The organism is Saccharopolyspora sp. NPDC002686, from assembly GCF_040295745.1.
GTDB lineage: Bacteria > Actinomycetota > Actinomycetes > Mycobacteriales > Pseudonocardiaceae > Saccharopolyspora > Saccharopolyspora oryzae.
The window spans coordinates 1-6,704 of sequence record NZ_JBEOVY010000392.1 but is presented as its reverse complement, the minus strand read 5'-3'; the positions used below and the strand labels follow the sequence as shown (position 1 = coordinate 6,704).

General features: G+C 71.1%; 7 protein-coding genes. 2 read left to right on the top strand and 5 right to left on the bottom strand.

What is annotated here, in order from left to right; all coding sequences use genetic code 11:
- The 5 genes from ABTZ89_RS33475 to ABTZ89_RS33455 all read right to left on the bottom strand — a co-directional run.
- A partial coding sequence (locus ABTZ89_RS33475) for a xanthine dehydrogenase family protein molybdopterin-binding subunit (protein WP_351052355.1) occupies positions 1 to 1,674 on the bottom strand: 1,674 nt, incomplete at its 3' end.
- On the bottom strand, positions 1,671 to 2,657 hold the full coding sequence (locus ABTZ89_RS33470; protein ID WP_270951000.1) for an FAD binding domain-containing protein: 987 nt from the start codon (positions 2,655 to 2,657) through the stop codon (positions 1,671 to 1,673). The genes ABTZ89_RS33475 and ABTZ89_RS33470, both read right to left, overlap by 4 nt.
- Entirely contained in the window at positions 2,654 to 3,145 is a 492-nt protein-coding gene (locus ABTZ89_RS33465; protein WP_270951001.1) for a 2Fe-2S iron-sulfur cluster-binding protein, read from the bottom strand. The genes ABTZ89_RS33470 and ABTZ89_RS33465 overlap by 4 nt, the downstream gene beginning before the upstream one ends.
- A gap of 40 nt (positions 3,146 to 3,185) precedes the next feature.
- Positions 3,186 to 4,049: a non-homologous end-joining DNA ligase gene (gene ligD, locus ABTZ89_RS33460; protein WP_270951002.1), complete on the bottom strand. Its 864-nt coding sequence runs from the start codon at positions 4,047 to 4,049 to the stop codon at positions 3,186 to 3,188.
- Between the two features lie 6 nt (positions 4,050 to 4,055).
- Complete coding sequence (locus tag ABTZ89_RS33455; RefSeq protein WP_351052350.1) at positions 4,056 to 4,625, bottom strand: DNA polymerase ligase N-terminal domain-containing protein; 570 nt, start codon at positions 4,623 to 4,625, stop codon at positions 4,056 to 4,058.
- Between the two features lie 177 nt (positions 4,626 to 4,802).
- Between ABTZ89_RS33455 and ABTZ89_RS33450 the strand changes: the two genes are divergently transcribed.
- On the top strand, positions 4,803 to 5,018 hold the full coding sequence (locus tag ABTZ89_RS33450; RefSeq protein WP_270951004.1) for a DUF8847 domain-containing protein: 216 nt from the start codon (positions 4,803 to 4,805) through the stop codon (positions 5,016 to 5,018).
- Positions 5,019 to 5,123: 105 nt separating this feature from the next.
- Positions 5,124 to 6,608, top strand: coding sequence for a CoA transferase (locus tag ABTZ89_RS33445; RefSeq protein ID WP_351052346.1), 1,485 nt, complete (start codon positions 5,124 to 5,126; stop codon positions 6,606 to 6,608).
- Positions 6,609 to 6,704: the final 96 nt, after the last annotated feature.

Sequence of the window (6,704 nt, the reverse complement as noted above, 5' to 3'; positions counted from 1 at the left end):
GGGCTGGTCACCGCCGCGGCATCCGCTATCGCGATCACGTACGACTTCTTCCCGATTCCGGGCGACGACGCGCACCGAACGCTCTTCTACATCGCCGTTGGGCAGCTGCGCGCGCAGGCGGCGGGCGGCGTCCACGATCGCCGAGCCCCAGCACCCGATCCCGGTCGAGCCGCCGGCTCCGGACGCGTAGGGCAGGTCGGTGTCGCCGATGCTCAGCTGCACCTCGGACATGGGCACGTCCAGCGCGTCCGCCGCGATCTGGGTCAGCGCCGTCCACGCGCCGGTTCCGATGTCGGCCGCGCCGATGAGGACCCGGTAGCGGCCGTCCGGTCGGGCTTGGACGGTGGCGCGCGTTCCGGGCATGGAGAACACCGGGTAGGTCGACGCGGCCACCCCGGTGCCCACCAGCCAGCGGCCGTCGCGGCCGGAGCGCGGGGTGGGATCGCGCTGCGCCCAGCCGAAGCGCTGCGCGCCTTCGCACAGGCAGGCGACCAGGTTCCGGCTGGAGAAGGCGCGGCCGGTCGCCGGGTCGGTGTCCGGTTCGTTGCGGATGCGGAACTCCACCGGGTCCAGGCCGCAGGCGATGGCCATCTCGTCCATCGCCACCTCCAGGCCGAACATGCCGGGGCACTCGCCGGGAGCCCGCATCCACGACGGCACCGGCACGTCGAGCTCGGCGACCCGGTGGGTGGTGCGGCGGTTCGGAGCGGCGTACATGGTGCGGGTGGGCACCGCGGTCTGCTCGACGAACTCCTTGATCCGGGAGGTCTGCGACACCGCGTCGTGGCTGATCGCGGTCAACCGCCCGGCGGCGTCGCTGCCGAGCCTGATGCGCTGGAAGGTGCCGGTGCGGTAGCCGACGACGGTGAACATCTGCTGCCTGGTCATCACCAGCTTCACCGGGCGCGGGGTGACCTGCTGGGCGGCCATCGCGGCCAGCACCACGTGCGCGTGCGGCAGTCCCTTCGACCCGAAACCGCCGCCCACGTGCGGGCACACCACGTGGATGCGCTGCTGGTCCAGGCCGAACACCGCGGCGATGCTGTCGCGCACCCAGTGCACGCCCTGCGTGGAGTCGTAGAGGGTGAGCTCGCCTTCGGTCCAGATCGCGATCGTGGCGTGCGGTTCGAGCGGGTTGTTGTGCTCCTGCGGCGTGGTGTAGACGGCGTCGTGCACCACCGCGGAGCTGGCCAGAGCGGCGTCCACGTCGCCTTCCGCGGTGTCGGTCTGGAACCCGCCGTTGACGAGTTCGGGTTTGACCAGGTCCGAACGCGCCGGGTGCAGGTCGACGTCGTGCGCGCGCTGCTCGTAGCCGATGTGCACCAGCTGCGCCGCCCGTCGGGCGGTCTCGATGCTCTCGGCGAGCACCGCGCCGATGAGCTGTCCGTGGAAGGCGATGTCCGGGGACTGCAGGATGGCCAGTTCCGCGTCGCTCCTCGAGGCCAGCTTCGGGGCGTTCTCGTGGGTGAGCACCCCGATCACCCCGGGTTCGGTCATCGCCTCGGTGGGATCGATGCCGGTGATCCGGCCGAGCGCGATCTCCGCCTGCAGCGGGACGGCGTACACCGGCTGGTCGACCGGGTGCTCCGCCGCGTACAGCGCCGCGCCCCGGACCTTCTCGACCCCTTCGATCCGGTCCACCGGGGCACCGATGATGCTGGTCGTCGCGGTCATCCCGGCACCCCCGACAGCTCGGACAGCACACCGACGATCATGTTGCGCGCCAACGGGACCTTGAACTCGTTGCCGGGCAGCGGGCGTGCCGCGTCGAGTTCGGCGTCGGCGGCACGGCGGAACGCATCAGCCGACGCGGCACCGCCGCGCAGCGCGGCTTCGGCGGTGGTGGCCCGCCAGGGCTTGTGCGCGACGCCGCCCAGTGCCAGTCGGACGTCGCGCACCGCCCCGTCGGCGACGTCGACGGCAGCCGCCACCGACACCAGCGCGAACGCGAAGGACGCGCGGTCGCGGGCCTTGCGGTACCGGGAGTTGACGGCGAGGTCCGAGCTCGGGACGTCGATCGAGGTGATCAGCTCGCCGTGCTCCAGGACCGTGTCCCGCTCCGGCGCGTCGCCGGGCAGCCGGTGCAGGTCCACCAGCGGAATCGATCGCGGCCCGCGCGGCCCCTCGGTGTTCACCACGGCGTCGAGGGCGACGAGCGCCACGGCCATGTCGGAGGGGTGCGTGGCGATGCAGGATTCGGACGCGCCGAGGATGGCGTGTTCGCGGTGGAATCCCTCCCGCGCCGAACAGCCGGTGCCCGGTTCGCGCTTGTTGCACGGCGTGTTGATGTCCTGGAAGTACGGGCATCTGGTGCGCTGCAACAGGTTTCCGCCGGCCGTGGCCAGGTTGCGCAGCTGCCCGGAAGCACCGGCCAGGACTGCCTGCGACAGCACCGGGAACCGGCGGCGGATCACCGGGTCGGCGGCCAGCGCGCTGTTGGTGACGGCCGCGCCGATCCGCACGAAGTCCGGCCGCGGCTCGATCCAGTCGGAGGTCAGCTGCCGGACGTCGACCAGCAGGTCCGGGACCTCGACCTCCAGCTTCATCAGGTCGACCAGGTTGGTGCCCCCGGCCAGGAAGGCCGCGCCGGGTGCGGCGGCGATCGTGCTCACGGCGCTGTCGACGTCCGGAACGCGCTGGTAGCGGAACGGCCTCATCGCTGCACTACCTCCACGATGGCCGGAACCATGTTGGCGTAAGCACCGCAGCGGCAGAGGTTCCCGCTCATCCGCTCGCGCACCTCGTCGGCCAGCTCCGCCCCGTCGGCGGTGACCGCGCTCGGCTCGCCTTCGCGCATCTCGTGCAACATGCCCACCGCCGACACCACCTGCCCTGGCGTGCAATAACCGCACTGGAAGGCGTCGTGCTCGATGAACGAGCGCTGCACCGGGTGCAGGTCGCCGTCGGTCAAGCCGTCGGCGGTGCGCAGGTTCGCACCGTCGTAGGCCACCGCCAGCATCAGGCAGCTGTTGACCCGGCGGTCGTCGAGCAGCAGCGTGCACGCGCCGCACTGGCCGTGGTCGCAGCCCTTCTTCGGACCGGTGATGCCGAGCCGTTCCCGCAGCGCGTCGAGCACCGTGGTGCGGGTGTCGACGGTGACCCGGTGCTCGACGCCGTCGACGACGAGGGTGATCTCGGTGTCCACTGCCCCTCCCCTCAAGGCCTGTTCATCAGGCCTACCCGTGTCAACCGGGCCGCATTCCCGCCCACGGATCGTTCTTCTGCGCCAGCCGACGCGCCATGTTCGCCAGGCCGTAGGACTGCGGTTCCGCGCGGCTGATCTCGTCGAGGTCCAGCGGGGTCGCGGCCGGGGCGCCGGGGCGGGCGCGCAGCGAGTAGGGCGCGATCATGGTCTGGCCGTAGGCGTTGCGGTTGGTGTCCAGGAAGATCCGGTCGCCGCGCTTGTCCTTCCGCTGCTCGACGGTGAGCCGGTCCGGTTCGTCGCGCACCGCGCGCTCGGCCAGCTCGCGCAGGTCGGCCCGGACCTCGTCGAACTCGCGCTCGGCGCGCAGCGGTGCGGCGACGTGGAAGCCTCGACCGCCGGTGGCCTGCACGTGCGGTTCCAGCCCGGCATCGCGGAACCGCTCGCACATCCGGCGGACCACCTCGCGCAGCTCGGTCAGCGACACCCCGTCCGGCGGGTCCAGGTCGAGCACCACCAGCACCGGCCGTTCCAGGTCGTCCACGGTGGCGAGACCGATGTGGAACTCCAGGCAGGCCTGGCCGGCCAGGTAGAGCAGCGTCGCCGGGTCGTCGAGGACCACGTGGTGCACCACTCCGCGCTCACCGCGCTGCGGCACCGACACCACCCGGATCCAGTCCGGGAAGTGGTCCGAGGCCTCCTTCTGGAAGAACCCGCCTTCGTCGATCCCGTCCGGGAACCGCCGCAGCGTCAACGGTTTTCCGCTGGTGTGGGGGACCATCGCCTCGGCGACCGAGCGGTAGTAGTCGAGCACGTCCTGCTTGCGGTAGCCGGCATCCGGGTAGAGGACTTTGTCCGGATTGGACACTTCGAAGCGCCGTCCCTGGACTTCCAGCTGCGCCGTCACCCCGGATCACCGCAGCTCGTCGTTGGTCCGCCCGGAGACCACCGACTCGGGCTGGGTGCTCACCGGGTTGCGCCGCCGGTCGGCGCCCTCGTCGTCGACCTTCACCAGCAGCCACTGCTCGCGCCCGCGGATCTCGCTGCGCGTCAAGGCGAAACCACCGCACAGCTTCGACCCGTTCAGCCAGACCTTGACGTGCCCGGCCTCCAGCGCGTCGGCCATCGGCACCGGCTCGCCGTCGCGCTCGGTGTCGTTGCGGTAGGTGCCGGTGTCCCAGACGACCACCGTGCCCGCGCCGTAGCCCTCCGGGATCTCGCCTTCGAAGTCCGCGTAGTCCAGCGGGTGGTCCTCGGTCGGCGTGGCCAACCGCTTCTCGCGCGGATCCAGCGACGGCCCCTTCGGCACCGCCCACGACTTGAGCACGCCGTCGACCTCGAGCCGGAAGTCGTAGTGCAGCGTGGAGGCCTCGTGCCGCTGCACCGCGAAGCGCGGCTGAGCACCGGGCGAACCGCCGCTCGGCTCCCCGGAACGCCGCAGATCCCGCTTGCGCCGGTAAGTCGCCAACTCGTCCTCGGCCACGTCCTCGGCCTACCCGGAGTGTTCGTCCGCTAACCAAGCGCGATCGACGTGCGGCGCGAAACCGCCTGCTGACACATCAAGTTGAGACGATCGGGTGAAACCTGGAACCAACGGCCAGCGCATTTGTTCCTATTGGGCGAGAAACGCGATGTTGCGCCGACGCCAGGGAGAGCATCCATGCAGCAGCACGTGCACGCCGAACTGATCGGCGGGCCGGAGGACGGCCGGTCCTTCATCATCCCCTCGCCGGAAGCGGACTTACCCATCGGCCAGTTCACCTTCCCCTCCCCGCGCGACGGCGAGTCGCCGTGCGCGCAGTACGACCGCCGCGACCGCCGCTCCGACGGAGTGTGGCGCTACCAGTACGCGGGCGAGCCGGCCATCCGACCGTGACCGCTGCGGTCACGCCGAGATCCGCGAAACGGTCGAGCCGTCCGCACCAGCGTCTAGTTAGCATGGATAACGACTCCTGGTTCGTCGAAGTGCACTGGAGGCACCATGTCGCTGACCGAGCGGATCACCAGCGCGGTGGCCGACCCCGCGACCGATGACGCGTTCGACCCGCTCGCCGAGCTGACCGAAGTGCTCGCCGGAGTCGACCTCGACCCGGCGGACGCCGGCGGGCGGATCACCTTCCGCGGCGCCGACCCGGTGGTGCCCAGCACGCTGCGGCTCGGCGGCGCCGCCAGCATCGCGCTGGCCGCGAAGTCGGTGGCGATGGCCAAGATCTGGCAGCTGCGCGGCGGCCCCGGCCAGGACATCGCGGTGGACCTGCGCCGCGCCCCGCACCGGCTGTGCCCGTTCTACGACCGCAAGTGGGAACTGCTCAACGGCTATCCCGCGGCCAGCCCGGCCAACGCCAGCAACGCCCTCGGCTTCGCCTTCTACCGCACGGCGGACGACCGCTGGGTGATGCCGCTCAACCCCTACCCGAAGCTGAAGGTCGCGGCCCAGAAGCTGCTCGGCGTGCCCGACGACGCCGACGCCGTCGCCAAGGCCATCGCCCAGTGGCGGGCCCGCGACCTGGAGGACGCCGGCGTCGAGGCGGGCGTGGTGATGCCGATGCTGCGCACCCCGGCCGAGCTGTTCGCCGAACCCCACTACCAGCAGTCCCTGGTCCACCAGCCGCTGGTCGAGATCACCAAGATCGGCGACAGCGAGCCCGAACCGTTCCGGCCGGGCGGCAGCGCGCCGCTGGACGGCATCCGCGCGCTGGGCATGGGGCACGTGATCGCCGGCGCGGGCGCCGGGCGGGCGTTGGCGCTGCACGGCGCCGACGTGCTGAACCTGTGGCGGCCGAACGAACTCGAGCACGACACGACCTACATCACCGCCAACGTCGGCGTGCGTTCCTCCACAGTGGATCCGCGCCGGGGCGGTGGACCGCAGCTGGTCCAGCGGCTGCTCGCCGACGCCGACGTCTTCTACGCCAACCGGCGCCCCGGATACCTGGAGGAGATCGGCCTCTCGCCGGAGCAGGCCGCGGCGACCCGACCGGGCATCGTCCACGTCACGGCGTCGTTCAACGGCCGCACCGGACCGTGGGCCGGGCGGGTCGGGTTCGACCAGTCCGCCGGCAGCGTGGTGGGCATGATGAACCTCGAAGGCGACGGCGAAACCCCGCAGCTGCCGCCGATCCTGGTGGTCAACGACTACATCGTGTCCTGGCTGATGGCCCTCGGCGCCGCGCAGGCGCTCATCCGCCGCGCCACCGAAGGCGGCAGCTACCGCGTGCACGTCTCGCTGACCCGCGCCGCGCTGTGGATCTTGAGCATGGGCGTCTTCGACCGCGACTACGCCCGGTCGATCGCCGGCACCGGCGAGGAGCACGCCTACCTGGACCCGGAGACCTTCACCGCGGACACCCCGCTGGGCCACTACCAGGGCGTCACCGACCAGGTCTCGATGAGCGAAACCCCCGGGAACTACCGCCACGTCCTCGTCCCCCGAGGCTCCTCCCACCCCGAATGGCTCCCCCGCTGATCCCCGTCCCCCGCTCCCGACGCAAATTCAATGGAATTTGGATGTCCAATTTCCATTGAATTTGCGGAAGTTCTCCACAGGACCCGGAACCTGTCC

Excerpts from the sequence above, each read along its gene's own strand:
- ABTZ89_RS33470 (WP_270951000.1), bottom strand. The coding sequence starts at position 2,657 with ATGAGGCCGTTCCGCTACCAGCGCGTTCCGGACGTCGACAGCGCCGTG.
- ABTZ89_RS33450 (WP_270951004.1), top strand. The coding sequence starts at position 4,803 with ATGCAGCAGCACGTGCACGCCGAACTGATCGGCGGGCCGGAGGACGGC.
- ABTZ89_RS33445 (WP_351052346.1), top strand. The coding sequence starts at position 5,124 with ATGTCGCTGACCGAGCGGATCACCAGCGCGGTGGCCGACCCCGCGACC.